This window comes from Alteromonas hispanica (genome assembly GCF_010500915.1).
Taxonomy (GTDB): domain Bacteria; phylum Pseudomonadota; class Gammaproteobacteria; order Enterobacterales; family Alteromonadaceae; genus Alteromonas; species Alteromonas hispanica.
The window spans coordinates 1-19083 of the sequence record NZ_JAAAWP010000013.1 but is presented as its reverse complement, the minus strand read 5'-3'; the positions used below and the strand labels follow the sequence as shown (position 1 = coordinate 19083).

The 19083-nt window shown below is 43.8% G+C and carries 21 protein-coding genes and 1 riboswitch; of the genes, 7 read left to right on the top strand and 14 right to left on the bottom strand.

Features of this window, described 5'->3' with window-relative positions:
- Position 1: 1 nt before the first annotated feature.
- The 4 genes from thiS to thiC are packed head-to-tail and all read right to left on the bottom strand — an operon-like array spanning position 2 to position 4537.
- Positions 2–253: a sulfur carrier protein ThiS gene (thiS, locus tag GTW09_RS15940; protein ID WP_163112670.1), complete on the bottom strand. Its 252-nt coding sequence runs from the start codon at positions 251–253 to the stop codon at positions 2–4.
- Complete coding sequence (locus GTW09_RS15935; protein ID WP_163112669.1) at positions 250–1014, bottom strand: HesA/MoeB/ThiF family protein; 765 nt, start codon at positions 1012–1014, stop codon at positions 250–252. Before GTW09_RS15935 ends, thiS begins: the two co-directional genes overlap by 4 nt.
- Positions 1007–2635 carry a thiamine phosphate synthase gene (gene thiE, locus GTW09_RS15930; protein ID WP_163112668.1) on the bottom strand — a complete coding sequence of 543 codons (1629 nt, stop codon included), beginning with the start codon at positions 2633–2635 and terminating at the stop codon, positions 1007–1009. Before thiE ends, GTW09_RS15935 begins: the two co-directional genes overlap by 8 nt.
- Positions 2636–4537: a phosphomethylpyrimidine synthase ThiC gene (thiC, locus tag GTW09_RS15925; protein WP_163112667.1), complete on the bottom strand. Its 1902-nt coding sequence runs from the start codon at positions 4535–4537 to the stop codon at positions 2636–2638.
- Positions 4538–4749: 212 nt separating this feature from the next.
- Positions 4750–4861: riboswitch (TPP riboswitch) on the bottom strand.
- A gap of 159 nt (positions 4862–5020) precedes the next feature.
- Here thiC and GTW09_RS15920 point away from each other — a divergent pair.
- Positions 5021–6589 carry an L-lactate permease gene (locus GTW09_RS15920; protein ID WP_163112666.1) on the top strand — a complete coding sequence of 523 codons (1569 nt, stop codon included), beginning with the start codon at positions 5021–5023 and terminating at the stop codon, positions 6587–6589.
- A gap of 20 nt (positions 6590–6609) precedes the next feature.
- On the opposite strand, the gene GTW09_RS15915 is transcribed toward GTW09_RS15920, so the two are convergent.
- The 3 genes from GTW09_RS15915 to GTW09_RS15905 all read right to left on the bottom strand — a co-directional run bounded on the left by GTW09_RS15915 (position 6610) and on the right by GTW09_RS15905 (position 9074).
- Complete coding sequence (locus tag GTW09_RS15915) at positions 6610–7800, bottom strand: retropepsin-like aspartic protease family protein (protein ID WP_163112665.1); 1191 nt, start codon at positions 7798–7800, stop codon at positions 6610–6612.
- Between the two features lie 37 nt (positions 7801–7837).
- Positions 7838–8284 (bottom strand): acyl-CoA thioesterase, encoded by a 447-nt coding sequence (locus tag GTW09_RS15910; protein WP_203565801.1) that lies wholly within the window; start codon positions 8282–8284, stop codon positions 7838–7840.
- A gap of 67 nt (positions 8285–8351) precedes the next feature.
- Positions 8352–9074 (bottom strand): FFLEELY motif protein, encoded by a 723-nt coding sequence (locus GTW09_RS15905; protein WP_163112663.1) that lies wholly within the window; start codon positions 9072–9074, stop codon positions 8352–8354.
- 216 nt (positions 9075–9290) lie between these two features.
- On the opposite strand from GTW09_RS15905, the gene GTW09_RS15900 reads away from it, so the two are divergent.
- The 5 genes from GTW09_RS15900 to GTW09_RS15880 all read left to right on the top strand — a co-directional run bounded on the left by GTW09_RS15900 (position 9291) and on the right by GTW09_RS15880 (position 13430).
- On the top strand, positions 9291–9890 hold the full coding sequence (locus GTW09_RS15900) for an elongation factor P hydroxylase (RefSeq protein WP_163112662.1): 600 nt from the start codon (positions 9291–9293) through the stop codon (positions 9888–9890).
- Positions 9887–11017 carry an ATP-NAD kinase family protein gene (locus GTW09_RS15895; protein ID WP_071980029.1) on the top strand — a complete coding sequence of 377 codons (1131 nt, stop codon included), beginning with the start codon at positions 9887–9889 and terminating at the stop codon, positions 11015–11017. The genes GTW09_RS15900 and GTW09_RS15895 overlap by 4 nt, the downstream gene beginning before the upstream one ends.
- Before the next feature lie 128 nt (positions 11018–11145).
- On the top strand, positions 11146–11442 hold the full coding sequence (locus tag GTW09_RS15890; protein WP_163112661.1) for a YfcL family protein: 297 nt from the start codon (positions 11146–11148) through the stop codon (positions 11440–11442).
- A 178-nt stretch (positions 11443–11620) separates the two neighbouring features.
- Complete coding sequence (locus GTW09_RS15885) at positions 11621–12457, top strand: putative porin (protein WP_163112660.1); 837 nt, start codon at positions 11621–11623, stop codon at positions 12455–12457.
- A gap of 256 nt (positions 12458–12713) precedes the next feature.
- Positions 12714–13430: a hypothetical protein gene (locus GTW09_RS15880; protein ID WP_163112659.1), complete on the top strand. Its 717-nt coding sequence runs from the start codon at positions 12714–12716 to the stop codon at positions 13428–13430.
- 237 nt (positions 13431–13667) lie between these two features.
- Here GTW09_RS15880 and GTW09_RS15875 read toward each other — a convergent pair whose 3' ends face one another.
- From GTW09_RS15875 to GTW09_RS15855, 5 genes are all read right to left on the bottom strand, one after another.
- Positions 13668–14102, bottom strand: coding sequence for a hypothetical protein (locus GTW09_RS15875; protein WP_163112658.1), 435 nt, complete (start codon positions 14100–14102; stop codon positions 13668–13670).
- A 121-nt stretch (positions 14103–14223) separates the two neighbouring features.
- Positions 14224–14487, bottom strand: a complete 264-nt coding sequence (locus GTW09_RS15870; RefSeq protein WP_163112657.1) for a hypothetical protein — start codon at positions 14485–14487, stop codon at positions 14224–14226.
- Positions 14488–14570: 83 nt separating this feature from the next.
- Positions 14571–14810 carry a hypothetical protein gene (locus tag GTW09_RS15865; protein ID WP_163112656.1) on the bottom strand — a complete coding sequence of 80 codons (240 nt, stop codon included), beginning with the start codon at positions 14808–14810 and terminating at the stop codon, positions 14571–14573.
- A gap of 205 nt (positions 14811–15015) precedes the next feature.
- A complete protein-coding gene (locus GTW09_RS15860) occupies positions 15016–15240 on the bottom strand; it encodes a hypothetical protein (RefSeq protein ID WP_163112655.1) in 225 nt (74 codons plus the stop codon).
- A 127-nt stretch (positions 15241–15367) separates the two neighbouring features.
- Positions 15368–15586, bottom strand: a complete 219-nt coding sequence (locus GTW09_RS15855; RefSeq protein ID WP_163112654.1) for a hypothetical protein — start codon at positions 15584–15586, stop codon at positions 15368–15370.
- Between the two features lie 129 nt (positions 15587–15715).
- Here GTW09_RS15855 and GTW09_RS15850 point away from each other — a divergent pair, with 129 nt between their 5' ends.
- Positions 15716–16870, top strand: coding sequence for an IS110 family RNA-guided transposase (locus GTW09_RS15850; protein ID WP_163112653.1), 1155 nt, complete (start codon positions 15716–15718; stop codon positions 16868–16870).
- 960 nt (positions 16871–17830) lie between these two features.
- On the opposite strand, the gene GTW09_RS15845 is transcribed toward GTW09_RS15850, so the two are convergent.
- A complete protein-coding gene (locus GTW09_RS15845; protein WP_163112652.1) occupies positions 17831–18445 on the bottom strand; it encodes an FMN-binding negative transcriptional regulator in 615 nt (204 codons plus the stop codon).
- A 124-nt stretch (positions 18446–18569) separates the two neighbouring features.
- The gene (locus GTW09_RS15840; protein ID WP_039992848.1) at positions 18570–18941 is read right to left on the bottom strand and encodes a hypothetical protein; all 372 of its coding nucleotides are present in this window, start codon (positions 18939–18941) and stop codon (positions 18570–18572) included.
- Positions 18942–19083 lie beyond the last annotated feature (142 nt).

Here is a 19083-nt window from a genome sequence, read left to right as displayed (position 1 = left end):
GCTAGCCTCCTGCTACTAATGTGAATATATCAATTTGATCACCGTCTTTTAGGTGGGTGTTTGACCACTGACATCGGCTTACTATGGATTGATTGTAGGCAATGGCAGTTCCCTCTTGGCGTAATGCATCACGCATTACCAGCTCTAATAGTGTAATAGGGCTTAAATACGTCTTGTTCTCGCCGTTCACAACAAGCTCTATTCTTTGCCTGCTATTTTCTATGCTGATATGAGAGTCGCTGGTGTGATTCATTGGCATACCTCACAATTGGGTAACGGGGGTAAGTGGAATGAATTAGTGGTGCCATTGATGGCATTACCGACGATATATTCTCCCCACTGTATTTTGGTTAAATGCCTTTTTGCTAAAAAAAGTAGAGCTTGCGTTGCCTGATGACAGGCGGCCATACCAACAACGGGCCCCAAAATACCGTGGCTTGAGCAGTTCTCATCTACTTTTATTTGCGATACAAGACAGTGATAGCACCCGCAAGATGTCTCGCTATCACCGCATGGCAAATTTACAGACTGCCATGAAAGGCCGCTTGCGGCGGTGATAAATAATGGTATTTGAGCTTTCACACACGCTCGATTGATTTCCATTCTGGTACTTATGCTATCTGTACAGTCGATAACACAGGTTGCTGCAGAGACAATGTCGGGTAGGTTGGTTTCATCAGCAAATTGACTTTTAATCGCAAGGTTGACTGCGGGGTTTACTTTGTTTAGCTCGCAATGCAATGCCCGTGTTTTTAAATCACCTAAATATGTTTCATTAAAAGACGCTTGGCGGTGTAGGTTACTTACATCCACCACATCACCATCGACCAAAGTAAGGCTGCCTGCGCCAGCGCCTACACCAGCACCTACTAAAAAGCGAGCGACTAAACTGCCGAGTCCCCCAAGACCAATAACAACAGCATGAGCGTTAAAAAGGTTTTGCTGCCCATCCTCATCAATTTCTTCTAGCAAAAGCTGTCGACTGTAACGTCGAATATCATCCTTATTAAGCATAACCAGCCTCTTTATTGAGCGCGCTGTAAGCGTGAATTGGGTTGGTAGCTTTAGTAATAGCGCTCACCACCGCAATATGGGTTACCCCTGTATTCGCTACAGCCTTACACCGTGATATATCAATGCCCCCAATAGCAACGGTGGGGGTATCTGCGCACAATTGAACATATTGTTTCAACCGCGCTAACCCTTGAGGTTTTGAAGGCATCGTTTTGGTTTGAGTGGCAAAAATATGACCTAGCGCAATATAAGAAGGAGACAGGGCTTTTACTCTTTGAAGTTCGGCATAGCCATGGGTCGACACTCCCAATCGCAACCCTGCGTGACGAATTGCTTTAATATCCGCATCAAACAGATCTTCTTGCCCCAAGTGCACGCCAAACGCACCGTGCTCAATAGCGAGTTCCCAGTGATCGTTGATAAAAAGCTGACAAGACGTGCCCCTGGTTAAGGCTACGGCTTTTTTTATTTCTTCAGATATCCATGCTTGCCCTGAATCTTTTTTATCTGACTTTATTCGCAGCTGAATAATATTCACGCCAGTAGGCAACAGCCTTTCTATCCAGTCAGCGCTATCCACAACAGGGTAAATCCCTCTTTTAGGTGCAATGGGCACAAATGGCTCAAATGGCTCAAATGGAGAACTATGCTGATGACTTATTTCTCTCTCACCGTTCGCAGAGGTTTTAAACACACTATTTTTAAAGCACACCGTAGGGAATATGTCTGGGTTTGTAGGGAAGCCTACCGCTTTAGGATGGTGAAACTTATCCCGTTGTGATGTCGATACGTTTCGTACCTTTCTCACATAGGCATTGGCGAGGGTAAGCGCATCATTAACACAATAGTCCTTGGCATAAAAACCAGCAATGGCAGAAGCCAACAGGCAGCCTGTACCTCTAAGCTCTCCTGCATCGCACCGTGGCTGTGAAAACGAAACGTCTTCGGTCTGGGTAAAATACATATCTGTGGCATCACATTGCCAATCGGCATGACCCGCTTTTACAAAGACGCCTTTTAGTAAAGTTGCTTTTTCGGCCCCAGGATGTTCTGCAAGGTTGGAAGTTGCAAGCAAGGTTTTGGCGGCTTTTCTAGCATCATGGTGAGAACTTATGGTGCTTTGGTTACGAAAATACTGGCTGAGTGCTGCAAGCTCGCTAACGTTAGGCGTTACAATATCTGCCACATTGAGAAGTTGCACTATGGCTTCTTTGCTGAGCCTGCTGATGGTGCTCATGGATGAAGTTTGCAACACTGGGTCCCAGATTATAAAGGGGCGAGGCCCAGCCAATAATTCAATGCGGGCGCAAAGTGAAAATGCTTGTTCGTCGTTGGCAACAGCGCCTATTTTTATGCAGTGGGGCAACCCCTCACTTGCTAAAGCTTGCCATTGCTCGTTAATCACAGAGGGCGCCATAGGCGCTTGCGCCAGCATCTTGCTGTTCGATTGTGCGGTTACCTGAGTGACTATTACACAGCCGCGCACGCCCAGGTCACAGAGCGTAGCGAGGTCGCGGGTTACACCCGCACCTCCGCTAGAGTCTGTGCCGCCTACACACCATACAGTCGGTGCGTGTAATGGCGAGTTTGATGTCGAGTTAAATAAGGTCGATTCAGTCATTTAAAGGCCTACGGATTTGTCGGCACCGTGGTAAAGCTCTGCACCACTATCGTTAAATGCTTTAGCCATATCTTTCATGCCTTCTTTTTGCGCTTCAAGTGTTTCCTTTTTGGCGACCTCTCGCACTTCCTGTGATATTTTCATGCTGCAAAATTTAGGTCCACACATAGAGCAAAAATGCGCTACCTTGCCAGATGCCTGTGGTAACGTTTCATCGTGATAGGCTCTGGCAGTGTGCGGATCGAGGGCAAGATTAAATTGATCTTCCCATCTGAATTCGAAGCGCGCTTTCGACATGGCATTGTCTCGAATTTGAGCACCAGGATGACCTTTCGCTAAATCTGCAGCGTGAGCGGCAATTTTATAGGTGATAAGCCCCTGCTTTACGTCTTCTTTATTGGGCAGCCCTAGGTGCTCTTTGGGGGTCACATAGCAGAGCATGGCACAACCATACCAGCCAATCATTGCAGCACCTATGCCAGAGGTAATGTGGTCGTAACCTGGCGCTATGTCGGTAGTAAGCGGGCCTAGCGTATAAAAGGGGGCTTCATGGCAATGCGTGAGTTGCTCTTCCATATTGGCTTTAATCATGTGCATTGGCACGTGCCCTGGGCCTTCTATCATTACCTGTACGTCGTATTCCCAGGCAATTTTTGTCAACTCGCCTAGGGTGTGCAGCTCGGCAAATTGCGCCTCATCATTGGCATCGGCAACACTCCCAGGCCTAAGGCCATCGCCAAGAGAAAGCGACACATCGTATTGGGCGCAAATTTCGCAGATCTCGCGAAAGTGTTCATATAAAAAGCTTTCATGATGGTGACTTAAACACCATTTAGCCATAATAGAGCCGCCGCGAGACACAATGCCGGTAACCCGTTTTGCCGTCATCGGCACATATTCAAGCAGTACGCCGGCGTGAATAGTGAAGTAGTCTACGCCTTGCTCAGCCTGCTCAATAAGCGTGTCTTTAAATACCTCCCAAGTAAGTGCTTCTGCTACACCATTTACCTTCTCCAAAGCCTGATAAATTGGTACCGTGCCGAGAGGAACCGGACTGTTGCGAAGCAACCATTCTCTCGTTTCGTGAATGTTTCTACCTGTTGATAAATCCATAATGGTATCTGCGCCCCATCGGGTAGACCAAACCAACTTTTCGACCTCTTCTTCAATAGACGAAGTCACCGCAGAATTGCCGATGTTGGCGTTTATTTTAACTAAAAAATTGCGGCCAATAATCATGGGCTCCAGCTCTGGGTGATTGATATTGCACGGTATAATTGCCCGTCCAGCCGCCACTTCCTGGCGCACAAATTCCGGTGTTATTACTTCGGGTAGGCTTGCTCCAAAGCTTTCGCCTTGGTGTTGTTGGGTTAAATCGTCATGCTGAATGGACGAGCGGCCCATATTTTCTCGAATGGCTATGTATTCCATTTCTGGGGTAATGATCCCTTGCCGAGCGTAGTGAAGTTGGGTCACGTTTTTTTGTGACTTAGCCCGCCGCGGTTTTCTGCTGCGCAAAAACCTAAAGTCTTCAGCAAACACATCTGCCTCTCGCTCCTTCGCAAAAGAAGAGGTAACACCATCTAACTCTTCAGTATCGTTGCGCTGCTGTATCCATGGCGAACGCATTGGAGATAGCCCTCTTTGCACATCAATGGTTTCCAGCGGATCGCCGTAAGGTCCTGAAGTGTCATAAACTGGAATAGGAGGGTTTGGTTCATGCAGCGGGTTTTGCTCTGTACCGCCAATTAAACTGTCATGCTGATGAATAAGGCGCATAGCAACTTTTATATCGTTGCTGGTTCCTAGTTCGTAATGACGAGTAGAGTTTGGGTAAGCCTCACCGGCTAATTCATTGATAAAGTGTTGCGCTTGTTGGCGCTGTTCGCGTCGTGTCGACATAGCATTTAGGCCCTTTTGAGTTGGCGTTAGGTAAAATGCTTGTCAGGAGTGAAAAGAAAAATGAAGTGCAGAGCATGATGCAAAACACGCGTGCCGATTAAGTTTAAAACTAAATGCGATTGACAGGGTAAGACATCAAACCCGTATCAATTTTATTGTGAACATCCTTTCAATAAAGCCTGTTCAAACGCAAAAAAGTGTTAAAGCACGATACAACATTTATTCTTGTTCCCTTCGCAGGTATTAGCCTGATCAGGTTCTACGGATCCCGCTTTCGCAGTCTCAGCTTACTGGATAACCAGTGAAGCACTCCGACAAGTAACTTGCCGAATACTATATATTCATCGTGTACCGAATTACAACCTTTGTCTTTTTTTAACTGCTGGCATGGCTAAAAAAGACATTTTTTTATGTTTTTACAGAGTTGCTGCATTACACTGAATCTCGTCAATTTTTCAGCGCGAATGTCAAAAAAGGCGTGGTATGGATACTTTTATCGCAACATTACCCATCATAGTGCTAGTTTGGAGCATGACAAAAGAGCGACCATGGCCAGCTCATATAGCATTGCCATTAACGGCATTATTCATTGGCTTTCTGCAGCTATTCTACTTTCAGGGTAGAGCACCAGAATTAGCAGCAAACACAATTGCAGGTTTACTTTCAGTGTTAACACCACTGTCGATAGTAGCGGGCGCTATCCTGCTAAACAGTATACTTGTTCGTTCAGGCTCGCAGGAAAAACTAAGACACTACTTAGAAAGTGTCAGTAGCAATAAAGTGGCGCAACTTATGATTATTGGTTGGGCATTGACTTTTATGCTTGAGGGAGCGTCTGGTTTTGGCACGCCGGCGGCCATTGCTGCGCCTATTTTGGTAGGATTGGGTTTTCCCGCTCTGCGTGTTGCACTTCTCACGCTCGTTATGAATACCATTCCAGTCTCGTTTGGTGCTGTTGGCACGCCCACTTGGTTCGGCTTTGAGGCGCTCAACTTAAGTGAGGAAACATTATTAGAAGTATCCTCTCTCACTGCCTTCATTCATTTTGTCGCAGGTTTTTTTATTCCCTTACTGGCGCTTAAATTCGTAGTGGGGTGGCGCGATATTCGGGCTAATGCAGTATTTATTTTTATCAGTGTTTTAAGTTGTACTGTGCCTTACCTTTTGTTGGCTCAAGTAAACTATGAATTCCCTGCCTTAATTGGCGGTGTAATTGGACTTTCCCTGTCGATTGCCTTTGCAAAATTTGGAGTGGGGCTTAAACGTGTAAATTATACCAGTACGAATCTGAAAAAAGAGAGCTCATTGGAAAATATTGTAGTGGGTCTATCTCCATTTATTATCATGATCGTTATTCTCGTAATAACGCGTGTGCAGCAGCTAGGGGTAAAACCGCTTTTAAATAACACCGAAGTTTGGTTTCAGCTCTTTGACATTGAAGTAAGTAAAGCCCTCATTGTTAGCTGGAATGACATTCTTGGTACTACTATCAGCTGGTCTTATAAAACCCTGTATGTTCCAGCGCTTATTCCTTTTATTGTTACCATTGTCCTGTTAATTCCTTTTTTAAAAGTGAGTTTTTTTGAGCTTCGCCATGCAGTTTCCGAAACGGGAGAGCGCATCAAGCATCCCGCTATTGCCCTTGTTGGAGCGCTTATTATGATTAATTTTATGATGCAAGGGGGTGAATCATCGCCCATGTTTATCATTGCTAATAACTTAGCTGACGCGACAGGAGAAAATTGGCTTTATGTAGCGTCGTTACTTGGTGCGTTAGGTTCATTTTTCTCTGGGTCTGCAACAGTTTCAAATCTTACCTTTGGTGGTATTCAATATGGTATCGCTGAACAGGCGCAACTGTCGGTCCCGCTGGTTTTGTCATTACAATCTGTTGGGGCTGCAATGGGAAATATGGTGTGTATTAATAATATTATTGCGGTTTCAGCAATTTTGGGGATAAATAACCAGGAAGGAAAAATGATTAAGCAAACGATAAAGCCAATGCTAGTATTCGCGTTAGTTGCGGGAATATTGTCTCAGATTATGCCATAGGCTAGAGTAATTAGACGCAGCTATTTGTTTTCTCTTAGGTTTAAAAGCAATATGTCTTCTTGAGGGAGAATAGAAAAATCGAATTCACCAAGAACATTCATACCTAAAAGTCCGTCGGCATCAGGCAGCGCCTCCTCTGGAAGTACAATGGCTGAAACATCGTTAAATGTGTAGCCTGCAAAGGTAAATTTTGGAATTTTTACAAGCTGAGCTTCCACACTTCCCGCTGCTGTCTGAACGTTAAATATACCAATAAATGTCAGGTTTCTCATTTTGCCTAAACGGGCAAATAAGCGTGACGAAATGGCAGTCGTGCTAGCCCCAGTATCTAGGATCATCGATGCGCGTTGATTAAGTGCAATGGCTTCAACGCGATATTGATTGCCTATTCGCTCGAGCGCGACTTGAATATCGTCTGCGCTATCAGAAAAGGTGTTGGTAGTGTTTGTTTCATCATCATTAGCGTCTGTATTTGCTGTTTGTTGTGCGTACGCCATATCGCGAATAGCCTGTGCATCGTGATCATTAAAGGGTAGGGCAGCGAGTACGTCCTCCATTAGTGTCATTTTTTCCTGATGCGCATAGGCGGTAGCCAAATTAAGCGTGAATTCCTTATTGTCTGGCTGGCGTTGAAATAGCGGCTCGTTGAGCTTGGCGACAAGTTCCCACTGGTGATTTTTTTGAAGCTGAGCTTGCGCTTGGTTGTACAGGTTTTCTACTTTCTGCTGAATTTTTTTCAAGGCACTTAGGGATAACGGCAGCTCAGCTAAATCGTAATAATTAATTAGCGCTGTAGGTAAAGGCTTCGTGCGCTCTACGAGCTCTGCTTCAAGAAGCAACAGAGGTTCGCTTAAGGGCGATAACTTTAGCTGGTTATTAATTTCTACCGCCAGCTGACTATAGTAACCCGCTTCAAGCATTGCAGTTAACGCTTTGAGTGAGGGCGTTTGCGCATCAGCCATTAGCTCCGTGCTTTTAGGGTTATACTGGGTAGGGTTTTTATTGCAGTTTGCGCTGCCACCTTTACCAGCACCGCACACGCTATCACCCACGGAGTTTGTATTCGATTCATTGCCCGTTGATGAGCTAGTATAGCCGCTTTTAACAGAGCCGCCCTCTGCATAGCTTGAAAGACGCTGCCACAAGTATATGTTTGTTACCAGCGAGGCGCTGAGTAACGCTATAACAACTACTATCAGAATGCGATTCATTCAAACTACTCAAAAACTAACTACGAATGTGTGCATATTATCGCTCGCGTTTTTCTGCAGGTAATTCAATACACGCCTCGCCATAGGCTTTTATAAATTGAGCCGGCATTCGTTTTGGCGCGCCTGTGCCTAAACTGACACATACAAACTGGGTAAGCGCATCAAACACCGTTTTTTTGCGCTTAGGGCAAATAAATTGGAACTGTCTAGAAAGCGTAAGTTTATTATCGCATTTCACTATCCATGTGGCGCATTGTAAGGTGTCATTCAAGTGCGCAGGAAGATGATAATTCAACTCATGACGTCTAATTACCATGCCTCGATTAAGTGTTTGGTAATCTGTAAATTGAAGTCCTAACGCATTAGAGTGAGCCCATGCCAATTTCTCTAATTGTGCCAAGTAGGCCACATTATTAACGTGGTTGTAATGGTCAATATGTGTCGCATCAATATGCCAGTCTTGAATGAATGGCTTATCGTACATCCAATCAATAGCGTGTTCTTTCAAACAAAATTCCTTGTTAAACCTGTTATTGCTAATGGCCTGCCGTTTACGGCTGTAATGGCACATTGGGAAGCGGATTATCTTCTGGCAGCTGAGTAGTTTCGCTCAGTAAGATTTCCATAAGTTGCGTTTCACGCTTCAATACCGGTTGAATAAAGCTTTGCACGTCACCAATGGCTTTGAAAGAGTTGAATCCTCGTTCCAAAAACTCATGCAGTGCAAGTAACCCCGCCATTTTTGCTGGGCGACGAGAAAGTGAAATAAGCATACCAATACCCCGCACTTTGATAACGTCGGCAAGCTGATCGCCTAGGTGCGATATAATATTTATCTGCTTCTCGCGATCTGCCTTTCTTCCAACATGCCGATATGCCATTGCATAGGTGTCTTTATTAATTGGCTCGTTTGGAAAATGAGCATGTAGATACTGGGCTAGCTCCATATCTAAGTCGAAAGAGAGCGCGTTCAGAGAAAGTGCATCATTCATCGCATTCATGGCTTTTTCGGGCAGTACTTTTGCCAACTTGGGTATTACGCGCACTAAATCTGCATCGCGCTGGCTAAAGTCTTTAGGCCCGTAAAGCTCTTCAACGAAAAACGCCATCGCCTTCTGGTAGCGCTTTTGCTGGGCCAAATCATCGTGGCTCACTAATAATCGCTGACACTGCCAGTCTTGGAGTTGATGCACAAGAGGCATAATATTCAGTTTGTTTGCCAAGTCACGTTGAGCATTAACGCGATGAATATGTTTAATGATGTCTTGTGCCAAGCTTTTTCACCCCATGTTTTTGATAAGTGAATAAATTCGTAAAGCTAGATTGACTCATGCGAGCCTAGCTTTCAAGTGAGAAGTCACCTCTTTGCTGATATAATCTGCGCCAAATTAATTCTGTGACGATGCTTGCGCAACACTAGGTAGGCTTGTTTTATCCAGCATACTCAGTGCGTGGCTCGCACCAACGTCGGTTAAGTATTACGAACTCAAATGGACATTAATCATCAGCACACAGAACATAGCGATGGTAGCGTTAAAGATAGCAATGAAAAAGCCAGCGTTTTAACACTGATCGCGCTATTTAATCGCACGTTTGTCGACTACAACACGCGGCTTGTTTTGGGTGACGATGAACCCATTTACTTACCGGCGAGTAAGCACTGTGATCATCATCAAATAGTTTTTGCCCACGGTTTCTTTTCTAGTGCGCTGCACGAAGTTGCTCATTGGTGTATTGCAGGAGAAAAGCGCAGGTTGATGGAAGATTATGGTTATTGGTATTGCCCAGACGGTAGAGACGAGCAGCAGCAAGCCAAGTTTGAAAAGGTAGAAATAAAGCCCCAAGCCATTGAGTGGGCGTTTACCGAAGCAGCAGGGCGGCAATTTCAAGTTAGTACAGATAACCTGAATGGTGCAGAGCCAGATCGAGAAGGCTTTACAAAAAATGTTGCCGCACAGTTGGCCTATTACCGCAAAAATGGTTTTCCTGACAGGGCACAACGTTTTATATCGGCATTGGCAACGACATTTAATACAGTTACCGAACACGAAACTTTATCAACCAAACGCGTTGGAGATAATGCTGCATGAGTAAGCCAGTTTTTCGACTAGGAATAATTGTAAATCCGTTTGCGGGTATTGGCGGCGCACTGGCTTTGAAAGGAAGCGATGGCGCACAAATACGTGAAAAGGCCCTAGCGATGGGCGCTGAGAAAAAAGCCAATGAGAAAATGGCTAAAGCGCTCAGTATTCTAGAAGCGCTTAACGGGCAGTTTTCGGTATTCACAGCGGCCGGAGAAATGGGCGAGAGCGTGTGCGCATCTTTAGGTATTCCATGCGAGGTAATATACCGTCCTAGCAGCCAACAAACTGAGGGGGAAGATTCAGAAAATGCAGCACGAGCGATGTGCGAGGCTAATGTAGATCTCTTACTCTTTGCCGGTGGAGATGGTACTGCGCGCAATATTTGTAGTGTTGTAGGCGATTCAATACCTGTTCTCGGTGTACCGGCAGGCTGTAAAATTCACTCGGGAGTTTACTGTGTTTCGCCTGCCGCTGCAGGTCAGGTTGTTAGCCAAATGATAGCCGGAGAGCTTGTTAGCGTAATGGATGCCGAAGTTCGTGATATCGACGAAGACGCCTTTCGTAAGGGCAAGGTGATTGCTAAACATTACGGTGAAATGCGAGTTCCGGCAGAGTTGACGTATATTCAGGCAGTAAAAATGGGCGGCAAAGAAGACGAAGCTTTGGTGCTCGATGATATTTCAGCTTATGTAGCTGAATTAATGGAAGATGAGTCGGATACGCTTTTCGTCATGGGCTCCGGCTCTACCGTGGGTGCCATTATGGAATATCTTGGCCTCGACAACACATTACTTGGTGTAGATGTAATAAAAAACGGCGAATTAGTTGCCAGCGATGTTAGTGCACCTGAATTGCTTAACATCACAAAAAATAAGCCCAGTAAAGTGGTGCTTACGGTTATCGGCGGTCAAGGGCATATACTTGGAAGAGGTAATCAACAGTTGAGCCCTGCGTTTATTCGCAAAATAGGTAAAGAAAATATGATGGTGGTGGCCACTAAACAAAAAATCCATGCGCTAGACGGCAAACCACTAAGACTTGATTCGGGCGATCCAAAGCTGGATGAAGAGCTGGCGGGGGCTTTCACTATTATCACCGGCTACAAAGACAAAGTGCTGTATAACGCCATATAACTTGCGGCTTTCAGTAAACTTAACATATTAAAAATCATGAGTACTGACTCAACAGTATGTGAAAAAAGTGAATACCAAGTGGTTTAAAAGGCCACCTTTAAAAAGAACAAAATAACGAGGAGAAAAGAGTGTTACCACCTGCTGCTGCACCACAAGACGTGGTAGAAAAAATCGCAAAAATTGAAGCGGCTTTAGACGACGTCGTTAATCACGGTGACGATGATGAATTGTTTATAGCCAGCTATTTGCAAGGCCACTTTGCAGTAGAGTCGAGACAGCTTGAGATGCAAGAGAATGCGACAATGGAACAGCTGAACGACAACATGACAGAAAGCTTAAATAGAGCCTTTGCCAACAATGAACTCGAACAAGCCGATGCGAAGTTAGTCAGTGCTTTGTGGGCTCGCCTTTTTCAACACCAATAACATTAACTCAGATTCCTCACATGACGAGTGAAATTTGCACATGAATTACCTAAGGCAATGATATGAAAATATTTTTTTGAGCGTTCAGCTTGTGTTCAGACATAGTTCTTTATATTCTCACCGCGTTTTCATAATGCGCCGGATTGATAAAGGCGCTTAAACAAAAAAAGGATTTACTATGTTCACACATCGAGTTGGCCTATGCGCCTTGGCTTTTGTTTCTTCTTCTGTTTTTACTTCTACAGCGTTCGCTCAAACCACACCAATCAATCATGAAGTAAGTATCGGCTTTTCTGACGTGAGAGATGCTGACGATAACTTTATTGGTGCAGCTTACCGCTACTATTTCGACACGGTGAATATTGGTGAACAGCCTTTCGCGATAAGCCCCTACCTGCAGCGTAGTAACAATGTTTCAGTAGATTACTTCGGAATAGATGACGTTGACCAAATAAACGTTAACGGCGAGTGGTTTTCTGACGATGATTTGGTTGTGAGAGGCCGATATGGCAGAACAACCGAAGATAAACGGTTTTACGATGCAACATTGCAGCGCTTTGGCGTTGATGTGTCTACTTTTGTTAGCGCGCACTGGGAAGTAGGTGCTGGAGTAGACTTTTACGATTTGGATGAAACGGTAAGAGTTTTCGACGGTTCAAGCGACCAGCAGCGTTTTAGTGACTCAGAATTCAGCGCTAACGTGTTTGCTCGCTACACCAGCTTCGGTTTGAACCCATCTCGCTTTACCCCAGGTTGGGATATAAAGTTCAAAGGTACGCACTTTGATGATGAGCTGACCTTAGAAATCGACGCAGACTATTACTTTAAGCCCAACTGGAGCGTTGGCGTTATGGCAATACACGAAAACAACGACCGATTTGGCTCTGAAAATGTCATAGAGCTGGGCACTAACTATTGGTTCAATGCATATTCATCAATTCGTTTTGGTGCCGGTGTCGATACTGATGAGGGTACGCTGGGCTCGTTAACTCTATTGGGAACATTTAGATTTTAATCCGTTAACCCTTGCCAATATCGCATCTAATTTTTACAAGCCTCGCAAAAGCGGGGCTTTTTGTTGTTAGTTGAACGTGCACCTATGAAATAAATCACATTTCCCTAGTTTTGTGGGGCAATAGTGTAACGAAATTAATAGTGTAACGAGGCCAATAGCGTAACGGGAACAATAGCCTAACGAGATCAATAGTACAGTGAGATCAATATTCCCAACTTTTGAGTAACTAAATAATCATATATACACGGCGAGGCTTATGACAGTAACTGTAGTTAGGAGTGGTTTTAGTATCAGCACTTTTTTATGCGCTTTTGCATTAATATACAGTGCTAGCGTTTTTGCAGATTATAAAAAGGGCTGTGACGACCCGAGTTACCATCAATTCGTTAATGAGCGGTTAGCCTATTTTGAACAACAAAATAAGCGTTTATTTGAAAGCACGTTACGAGATTATCAGCGAAGTAGCCAAGCGAATAGAAATCCATATAGAGTAATAGCGGATTTAAGCCGGCACCTTATTTATAGCGCACAATTCGACCCTATCGAAACCGTAAATGCCAAGATTGACCTTATTTTCCAACACGGCGAAAACCTCAGTAGAGATCAGCAAATAGCCGGTAATGTTTTTGACAACTTTAGTACAGAAGCCCATTTTGTAGGTGTTGCCAGAGCTTGGTTGGCGTACCGACAGGGCGATTTGGAAGCAGCTTTCGATGCGCTTTTAACGTCAATTGATGTTAGCAATTCAGCAGTTATGGGCTCGTTCGGTCCTGACGTTACTTTTATTCGCCGTATATACCGAGATGGGTACACAAAGCCTGTTGTTTCCTATATCAATAAAACAAAGGAATTTTGGTTAGGTAAACGCGCAGATGCTTTGCGATTTGCGTGGCTAACAATGATAGAGCGAGGTTGTAAGATACAATTTGATTCTCTTGATACTATAAAACTGGCGGAACTTGGGCTTATTTAAGGAAGCGTGTTAACACCACCTTCGACCTTTTCCATACAATCTCCATGTCTGATATCAAACACTAATCAATAGCGCTCGCTTGGTCTTAGTGCCGGTTCCTATCAGTATTTTGCGCTCATTGTTTAACTGTGGTCCATTATTTAATGATAATTGAACGTGTGCAGAATAAACAAATACACCACAGAATTGGCCTTCTCTTGTGTTTTATTGTGCGCCTGCAGATATCCTAAAACCTTGTTATGCAGCGCTTTTATTGTTGCTGGCCTTACCTAACAAATAAACACACACTAAAAATGGCAAATCTTTGGCGAAAACTTGTGCTACAAAGTAAATAGAATAATTACTGGAGAACCCAGGCTCTAAAAAACTAAACAACAAAAGCATTATATAGGGAGCTGCAACGAGGTAGTAATTAATCGTTTTAAGAAACGATTTCAAAAGCCAAGCATACATGACAAAGCAGATGGCAAGTGGTATTCCTATGGTTATTAAGGCTACGACTGATAACGCAACGGTTAGAGAAAATGTGGCCATTGGGTTAAGAATTGATTCCGGTATAGCAATTGCTGCACCTAACCCGGTGACGACAATTGATAGGTAAATAAAAACTAACCCCGCAATTACCGAAAGAAGACTGTGTAGGGTTGGTTTGTATTGCTGAGTAATTTCCATTTAAGACATCCTTTAAAGCACATAATACTAAGTTAATGTACACAAATACTGCGGAGTAATGGCGAAGTTACCCCGTGTGTATGCGTCCTAGCGACCGAAGGGAGTTCTCTTTGGCTTTTTGTTATGTTGCATTGCTTACGAAACTTAGCGCTGTCAGTAGTGCCCATGCGCCAACGGAAACTTTTTGTAAATTAGTAAATTTAAAGTTTGATTGTGCAAGCTGCTTCGCCCTAATAGTCGTAATGAAGAAAAAAGTTGCCAAGCAGCCAGTAGCAAGAGCCAAGATTTTGAGGTCGTAGTCAAAAAATAGCCCACGAACCGCAATAAGCATTGCAACTGTCAAAAATCCAAATATCAGTCTTACCCCAAATACATCAGCTTTCATTAAGCATCCTTTATTTTAGAACATCAATCTTGCAACATATCTTAAGCGTCCCAGCCCGCGCTGCGGGCGAACTAGATTTTTTGTTAGGTGACATTTTTAAAAAGGAAGGATACTAAAAAGAGAGTGCAACAAAGAGATATAAAGCCGAGTACTGCGCAAAGTGTTTTGTCAATACTACTTTTTTGTGGGTACTTTCCAAACGTGAAGAGTTTAATTGTCCCGTATCCATACCAATAAAGTACTATTTCAAAAAGAGCAACGAGTACAAACCATCTTAGCGTTAAATATAATGCCCTGCCTAAACCACTAGCTACTTCTTCCATACAAATCTCCGTGACAAAAAATATATCCATAAATACCAGGTTTAAAGCTGGCAAATAACACCCACATAAAGGGTAGTAACACGTGGGCTAAAATCCAAGCGAAGCGACAGAGTCCATGTGTTACTGTCCCAGCGAGCTAGCGAACGGCTTAAGGTAATTGTTAGGGTACCCCAATACAACCTCGTTTTTATATAGCCGCAGAAACTTATTCTTTGGGTAAATCGATAGGCTCATTGTACTTACGCTTGAGATATTTAACGTTAGCATTTAGCTCTTTGAGCTCTTTGCCATACTCAACCCCCATGTCCCTGATATTTTTTACTCTCTTAGCTATTAGAAAGACAAAAATGGGCACAGCAATCCAAAGCAAAATGAGTATCAAATAAAATAGAGCTCCGATAGCGCCAACACCTGCAAATACAGAATCCATATTATTTATCCTCCTTTAAAATCTAACGCCTCAATAAGACGCTAAAAATTACTTGATTATACTTTAGTGACGTAAGAGCATAAAAGCCAATTGACTTTAGTCCTGATTTATTGACTTGTTATGTGGACTAGTGCACCAAATTATCAGTGTTGCCTTGAATTGTTGAAGGCTTTATTAGGTGCTCCCAAGCAATAAAAGCTCCAGCAAAGCCAAACAAAACTTTCTTAGTCATGAATAGCAACTCGTAGTTTGTTGCAGGCCAATAAAAAACCAAATCAACAACTGAAGTGAAAAAAATAACTAGGCTTAGAATTCCTAGACTTTTTAATGGCTTTTGAGTATTCACTGATTTCCTTCCTTGTTTACATAGACACAATGACTCCCTGAGAAATGCTAGCCTCCGCATTTTCGTGGGTTAACTTTTCAGCCAGTGCCATAATTAGTTTGCTTAAGACTAAATCATTTGGAGGCTAGCATGAACAAACATAGCATGATTTTTATCGGATTGGATACGCATAAAGAGTTTCACGAAGTTGCCTATTGTGAAGAGCAGCGGGGGGCAAGTGCGGTGCACTATGGCCGCATTTCTTCTTCAAAAGTCAGCGTTAAAAAGCTCATTCGTCAGTTTGAATCGAAATACCCCGGGGCAACCATTCACGTGGTGTATGAAGCAGGGCCATGTGGATATTGGATTTATCGACTTATCACAAGTTTAGGGCATTGTTGCTATGTTGTTGCGCCCTCCCTTATTCCAAAAAAGCCAGGGGAGCGAATTAAAACCGACCGCCGAGATGCGCTTAAGCTTGTTAGGTCACTAAAGTCGGAAGATCTCACGCCTATTTATGTGCCGGAGCCAGAAGATGAGGCAGTAAGAGATTTATCCCGCGCTCGCGAGCTTGCCATGAAGGATTTAAAAGAAGCCAAATACCAACTCAAAGCGCTACTGCTGAGAAACAACATTCGATATGAGGGTACTGCTAATTGGTCGAAGAAACATCTACGGTGGCTGACCGAGCTGATATTACCTCATCCCGCACAGCACATTGTGCTGCAAGAGTACCTACAAACGATTGAAGAGCGCATACGACGACTGGAAAGGTTAGATAACGAACTGACACATCATGTGCACCAGTGGCGCTATTATCCTGTTGTTAAAGCGATCCAAGCCATGCGTGGTGTGAGGCTGCTAGTGGCGGTTGGGGTTGTTGCGGAACTTGGTGATTTACACCGATTCGACCACCCTAGAAAGCTTATGGCTTATTTAGGCTTGGTACCCAGTGAACATTCCTCTGGTGGAAAACGTCATTTGGGCGCTATTACGAAGTCTGGTAACGGCAGAGCTAGGCGCTTGTTAATTGAGGGGGCCCACAGCTATCGATATCCAGCGAATGTGTCGACTAATATTCAAATCCGGCAAGAAGGGCTGCCCAAAGACATTGTCGATATTGCGTGGAAAGCACAGCTTCGCCTGTGCAAACGCTACCAGCGAATGAGCAAGAAAGGTAAACATTACAACCTCATTATCACCGCAATAGCAAGAGAGATGGCAGCCTACATATGGGCTATTGCTAAAGAAGTAGTACTTACGCCAGTTAATCCAAAATTGAGATTGAGCAGAGTACCTGCATGATTAAAGAGTTTGAGCTAACGCATTCGGGTCAGGCCGCGGAATGTGGCACAACCTACGAGGAAGTTATGATGGCAGCAACGTAACAGTTGTTGATCTACGAGCATAGACTGATGAGAAGGTGGCACGGCGGAGTGAGTAAGGTAGGCGCTGTTCATTATTACTAATGAATAATCCACGAATACCAGCATGACAACCGACGACATTACTGCCTCATCCGGTGCGTTAGCTCATTTATTATGAGTAAGAAAGCAGCTAATTATGGACCGAAAAAATGTCAGGGAGACACTCGGTTTTTATTGACAAGGGGAGTCATACCAACTTCCAAATATGGGGCAAAAACACGTGTGCAATAATGGCGAAGCCGCGCACGTGTTTGTGTCCCAGCGAGCGGCAGCGAGTGCCATAATTTGTTTGTTATACGTTTGACTGAACAAAAAACTGCCTCATGCCAGTGCTATAGAACACATAGTACGCCCAAACAGCTATTATTACCCCACCTATCACAACCCCAGTTAAAGAATAAAAAGACATGAAGGCAATGATAGATGCCCAGTATAAAAAAGTACCAACGCGGCCAGCCCAGTGTTTATTCACTGAGGCAAAGCAAATTGCAATGATTAGTATGCTAAATAACAGAAAGCCGGGCGCCATACCTGTTAACCAAAATTTTTGGTAAGTAAGGCTGCGCCCATTCAACGAATACTCTCCGTTTGGCCAAGGCCAGAAAGCAAAAAGCATCATCAGTGAATATGTAATTGAGTTGAGCATATGCTGAAACCGGAATAACTTTGGCATCCCTTTCGTTTCTTTGAATACTCTTATGAATTTATTAAAAATCATCCTTGATGCCTGTTCGACGTATAACGCTAAGCTTTGGGGCGCAGATGCGTGGGGCATAATGGCGAAGCCGCCCCACGTATAGGCGTCCCAGCGAACGAAGTGAACGGCAACAGCGTATTGTTAGCTGCCATGGCCTACTCCCCGCTGTTTCATATAATTTGCGAGCTGAACTGAATCGTTGTTTTGGCTACCAAGTAATGCTTTATAAACGCCAACTTGATCTTCGCTTTTCTTGTGTTGACCCAATTTTTCTTTTCCGTGAATTTCGGTTACAACTACTTTGAATCCAACCACTGCCTTTAATAATCTTTGAATATATTCTTGCGGCATGAGTTCTGAGCTATCTAATATCTCAGGCTCGTACTTATGAACTAATGAGTTTATTGCCCTTAGCGTTTCAGTTGCATCCAGTTCATGAAACATTCCAAAACAATGCACTGACGCGTAGTTCCATGTTGGAACCGCTGGTTTTGAAGAATACCAAGTAGGGGAAATATATGAATGCGGCCCATTAAATAGAACAGATACTTTTTTTCCGGATAAATCTTTCCATTGTGGGTTAGCTCGAGCCATGTGCCCAATTATGCAGCCACTTTCATTTTCTGAGGTATCAAAAATTAGAGGAAGGCGCGTTGCCTCCAAATCTTGAGTGATTAACGTACCAAAACCAAACTCCGATATAAACGCGCTAATTGAATGAATATCTGGCATTTCCATGTTTTTTGGGGTGTACATTCAAATCCTTAATGCTAATGGCAGCTAACTTTCCAATAACGGGCGCAGACATGTGGGGCATAATGGCGAAGCCGCCCCACGTGTATGCGTCCCAGCGAACGAAGTGAGTGTGTTAATTGGCTTGTTAGCTGACATTGCCAATAACTACCACCGATTCTTGGTTGATAATGAACTGATATCCAAAAGCTAAGATAATTGCAAATATACTAAGAATATTTAGATAAAATGACATTTGCTTATAGCTTTTTTCATTGTCTCTTTTGTCGTAGTGGTCAATTACGGTTAACGCTGCGTTTATAGCACTGGAGACTAACGCTACGCAGAAAAATAGTAACGGCATGCCAGTTAATTCAACAGAACCAGAGCCTCTTACGCCAGGGTAGACCAATACATCGTTAATGCCAGCGTAGAAACATATACCGATTAAAAAAAGAGCCCAAATTATATTAAAAATTCGTGTCGAATTAGGGATTTTGTTCGGAGAGTAATCTTCCATGAATCCTCTTGGCAGCTAACTTCCAAATATGGGGCGCAAACACGTGTGCAAAAATGGCGAAGCCGCGCACGTGTTTGCGTCCCAGCGAGCGGCAGCGAGTGCCATGATTTGTTTGTTATGTCTCATTGGTAAAAAACTTCCT

Excerpts from the sequence above, each read along its gene's own strand:
- GTW09_RS15845 (WP_163112652.1), bottom strand. The coding sequence starts at position 18,445 with ATGTACACCCCAAAAAACATGGAAATGCCAGATATTCATTCAATTAGC.
- thiS (WP_163112670.1), bottom strand. The coding sequence starts at position 253 with ATGAATCACACCAGCGACTCTCATATCAGCATAGAAAATAGCAGGCAA.
- GTW09_RS15920 (WP_163112666.1), top strand. The coding sequence starts at position 5,021 with ATGGATACTTTTATCGCAACATTACCCATCATAGTGCTAGTTTGGAGC.
- GTW09_RS15870 (WP_163112657.1), bottom strand. The coding sequence starts at position 14,487 with ATGAAAGCTGATGTATTTGGGGTAAGACTGATATTTGGATTTTTGACA.
- GTW09_RS15860 (WP_163112655.1), bottom strand. The coding sequence starts at position 15,240 with ATGGATTCTGTATTTGCAGGTGTTGGCGCTATCGGAGCTCTATTTTAT.
- GTW09_RS15875 (WP_163112658.1), bottom strand. The coding sequence starts at position 14,102 with ATGGAAATTACTCAGCAATACAAACCAACCCTACACAGTCTTCTTTCG.
- GTW09_RS15885 (WP_163112660.1), top strand. The coding sequence starts at position 11,621 with ATGTTCACACATCGAGTTGGCCTATGCGCCTTGGCTTTTGTTTCTTCT.
- thiC (WP_163112667.1), bottom strand. The coding sequence starts at position 4,537 with ATGTCGACACGACGCGAACAGCGCCAACAAGCGCAACACTTTATCAAT.
- GTW09_RS15900 (WP_163112662.1), top strand. The coding sequence starts at position 9,291 with ATGGACATTAATCATCAGCACACAGAACATAGCGATGGTAGCGTTAAA.
- GTW09_RS15935 (WP_163112669.1), bottom strand. The coding sequence starts at position 1,014 with ATGCTTAATAAGGATGATATTCGACGTTACAGTCGACAGCTTTTGCTA.
- GTW09_RS15850 (WP_163112653.1), top strand. The coding sequence starts at position 15,716 with ATGAACAAACATAGCATGATTTTTATCGGATTGGATACGCATAAAGAG.
- GTW09_RS15895 (WP_071980029.1), top strand. The coding sequence starts at position 9,887 with ATGAGTAAGCCAGTTTTTCGACTAGGAATAATTGTAAATCCGTTTGCG.
- GTW09_RS15865 (WP_163112656.1), bottom strand. The coding sequence starts at position 14,810 with ATGGAAGAAGTAGCTAGTGGTTTAGGCAGGGCATTATATTTAACGCTA.
- GTW09_RS15915 (WP_163112665.1), bottom strand. The coding sequence starts at position 7,800 with ATGAATCGCATTCTGATAGTAGTTGTTATAGCGTTACTCAGCGCCTCG.
- GTW09_RS15880 (WP_163112659.1), top strand. The coding sequence starts at position 12,714 with ATGACAGTAACTGTAGTTAGGAGTGGTTTTAGTATCAGCACTTTTTTA.
- thiE (WP_163112668.1), bottom strand. The coding sequence starts at position 2,635 with ATGACTGAATCGACCTTATTTAACTCGACATCAAACTCGCCATTACAC.
- GTW09_RS15840 (WP_039992848.1), bottom strand. The coding sequence starts at position 18,941 with ATGGAAGATTACTCTCCGAACAAAATCCCTAATTCGACACGAATTTTT.
- GTW09_RS15910 (WP_203565801.1), bottom strand. The coding sequence starts at position 8,284 with ATGTACGATAAGCCATTCATTCAAGACTGGCATATTGATGCGACACAT.